This is a genomic window from Pseudomonas sp. GW821-FHT03A09, from assembly GCF_059421065.1.
This window is the reverse complement of record NZ_JBWKUX010000030.1, coordinates 1-3,849: the sequence shown is the minus strand read 5'-3', so window position 1 is coordinate 3,849 and position 3,849 is coordinate 1. Positions and strand designations below refer to the sequence as shown.

The 3,849-nt window shown below is 62.9% G+C and carries 1 protein-coding gene; it reads left to right on the top strand.

All coding sequences use genetic code 11. From position 1 onward, the window contains the following. Nucleotides 1-3,849: beta strand repeat-containing protein (locus tag AC07V4_RS26890; protein WP_495029369.1), on the top strand; the 3,849-nt coding region annotated here is incomplete at both ends.

Genomic DNA, 3,849 nt, shown 5'->3' with positions numbered 1-3,849 from the left:
ACCGGGCAACGTGCTGGCCTCGGCCAACACCGTGTATGCCAACCTTGCCGCCCACGACAGTGCCGGCAACGTCGGTACCATCCTGGCGCAGCACAGCTATGTAGTAGACGTAACCGCTCCGGTTGCCCCGACCCTGCAAGTGATGGACAACGACGGTGCAGTACAAGGTAACGTTGCCACCAACGGCGGCGTGACCGATGACACCACGCCGACTTACCAAGGTACCGGCGAGCCTGGCGCGACGATCAGCCTGGTGATCGACGGTGCAGCCCCGGTCACTGTGACCGTGGACGGCACTGGCGCCTGGACTTACACCGCCGCCGCATTGGTGGCGGATGGCAGCCACACCGTGGTTGCGACACAAACGGACTTGGCAGGTAACGTCAGCCCGACCGTGAGCAGCACCTTCACCGTCAGCACCAGCGCGGTGACCCCACCGACGCTGGTCGTCACCGACGATGTGGCTCCGGTCACTGGCGCGGTCGCCAATGCCGGCACCACCAACGACACCACATCAACCTTCAGTGGTACCGGTGTAGCAGGGGCCACTGTGCACCTGGTGATCAATGGTGGCACACCGGTCGATGTGTTGGTGGACGGCACTGGCGCCTGGACTTACACACCTTTGGCCTCGATTGGTGCAGATGGCAGCTACACCGTCAGCGCTACTCAGACTACGTCGGTAGGCTTGAGCTCGGCAGTTAATAGCCAGTTCACCCTGGACACCTCGGCACCAAGTACTGCCAGTGGCTACGCGGTAGCGATCACGGCCTACACCGATGACGTCGCCCCACAAACCGGCAGCTTCGCCAGCGGCACCAGCACCAACGACACCACACCGTTGTTGACCGGCACCGTAGCCGGTCTGGCAACCGATGATGTGGTACGGATCTACGAGGGCAGCACCCTGTTGGGCACTGCCACCGTGACCGGCAGCACCTGGAGCTTCCAGGTGACTGGCGCCACCGAAGGTGCTCACAGCTACGTGGCCAAACTGGCGGACGCAGCGGGTAACGAAGGGTTGGTCTCCAACACCTTTGGCTTGACCGTGGACACCACAGGTCCTTCGGCCAGTACTACGCAAGTGGTGATCAACGCTATTGCTGGTGACGACATTGTCAACGAAGCCGAGGCAAGCGGGGCGGTGACAGTCACCGGCACCATCACTGGCGACTACAGTGCAGGTGACGTAGTGACCTTGACCACATCGGCCGGTACCTTCACCGGGACAGTGGCTGCGGGTGGCACCTGGAGCGTCGATGTTGCGGCAGGCGGGCTGGGTATCAATGGCAGTCAGTCGTTGCAGACCAGCATCACTGCCCACGACAGTGCCGGCAACGCCGGTACAGTCACGGCAAGCCGTCCGTACATCGTCAACACCAGTGCCCCAGCGGGCACTGCTTTGGCCATCAACATCGTGGCCGGTGACGATATCGTCAACGCCGACGAGTCAGCTTCGACCAACAACGAAACCATCAGCGGTACCGTAACAGGCGAGTTCACCGTCGGCGACGTGGTCACCTTGACCATCGGCAGCCAGACTTACACCACCTCCGTAGCGGCCGGTGGCACCTGGTCGACCACCGTGCCTGGCAACGTATTGGCTGCCGGTACGGCAGTCAGTGCCAGCCTGGCGGCACATAACGCTGTCGGCAACGAAGCGACCGTCACGGCCAGCCGTGGTTACGTCGTCGACACGTCGGTGCCGAACAACACGTCCACCACCGTCAGCTTCGACCCGGTGACGGCGGACAACATCGTCAACAGCACCGAATCGTCAACCAACATTACCGTGACCGGTAGCGTGACTGGCGATTACACCGTGGGGGATGTCATCACCTTGACGGTCAACGGCGTGCAATACACCGGGACTGTTGCGGCAGGGGGCACCTGGAGTGTGGCCAACGTGGCAGGCAGCGACCTGGTCGCAGATGCCGATTACGTCATCGACGCGTCCCTGGCCGCTCACGACAATGCCGGCAACGTTGGCACCGTGACCGCTCAACACAACTACGCGGCACAAACGGGCGGTGTTACTACCTCCTTGTCCATCGGTGCGATTGCCGGCGACAACATCGTCAACAGTGCCGAGTCCCAGGCAGGCGTTACCTTCAGTGGTGTGGCCAACGGCACCTTCATTGCGGGCGACGTGGTGATCTTGACCATCAACGGCACTCAATACACCACCACCGTAGACGCAGCCGGTAACTGGAGCGTTGCTGTCACCGGCAGCGCACTGGGCGCCGACGGTGCCTACACCGCCACCGCGTCGATCGTGTCTCACGACAGCGCGGGCAATGCCGGTGCGGGTAGCGCACAGCGTGCGTATACCGTTGACACTGCTGTTCCTAATAGCAGCGGCACGTCTCTGGCGATCTCGACAGTGGCGGGGGATGACCAGGTCAACCTGGCGGAAAGCTCGGCGGCGGTGCAACAGACCGTCTCGGGTACCGTCAGCGGTGAGTTCACCGTGGGTGACGTGGTTACCGTGACCATCGGTAGCCAGACTTACACCGCCAACGTCACGGCCGGCACCGGTTCGACCGGTGTCTGGAGCGTGACCGTACCGGGCAACGTGCTGGCCTCGGCCAACACCGTGTATGCCAACCTTGCCGCCCACGACAGTGCCGGCAACGTCGGTATCATCCTGGCGCAGCACAACTATGTAGTAGACGTAACCGCTCCGGTTGCCCCGACCCTGCAAGTGATGGACAACGTCGGTGCAGTACAAGGTAACGTTGCCACCAACGGCGGCGTGACCGATGACACCACGCCGACCTACCAAGGTACCGGCGAGCCTGGCGCGACGATCAGCCTGGTGATCGACGGTGCAGCCCCGGTCACTGTGACCGTGGACGGCACTGGCGCCTGGACTTACACCGCCGCCGCGTTGGTGGCGGATGGCAGCCACACCGTGGTTGCGACACAAACGGACTTGGCAGGTAACGTCAGCCCGACCGTGAGCAGCACCTTCACCGTCAGCACCAGCGCGGTGACCCCACCGACGCTGGTCGTCACCGACGATGTGGCTCCGGTCACTGGCGCGGTCGCCAATGCCGGCACCACCAACGACACCACACCAACCTTCAGTGGTACCGGTGTAGCAGGGGCCACTGTGCACCTGGTGATCAATGGTGGCACACCGGTCGATGTGTTGGTGGACGGCACTGGCGCCTGGACTTACACGCCTTCGGCCTCGATTGGTGCAGATGGCAGCTACACCGTCAGCGCTACTCAGACTACGTCGGTAGGCTTGAGCTCGGCAGTTAATAGCCAGTTCACCCTGGACACCTCGGCACCAAGTACTGCCAGTGGCTACGCGGTAGCGATCACGGCCTACACCGATGACGTCGCCCCACAAACCGGCAGCTTCGCCAGCGGCACCAGCACCAACGACACCACACCGTTGTTGACCGGCACCGTAGCCGGTCTGGCAACCGATGATGTGGTACGGATCTACGAGGGCAGCACCCTGTTGGGCACTGCCACCGTGACCGACAGCACCTGGAGCTTCCAGGTGACTGGCACCACTGAAGGTGCTCACAGCTACGTGGCTAAACTGGCGGATGCGGCGGGTAATGAAGGGTTGAGCTCCAACACTTTCAGCCTGACCGTGGACACCACGGCACCGAGTGCGGCCACCGGTTACGCCGTGGCGATCACGGCTTACACCGATGACGTCGCCCCACAAACCGGCAGCTTCGCCAGCGGCACCAGCACCAACGACACCACACCGTTGTTGACGGGTACCGTGGCCGGTCTGGCAGCCGGTGATGTGGTACGGATCTACGAGGGCAGCACCCTGTTGGGTACCGCCACGGTGACCGGCAACACCTGGAGCTTCCAGGT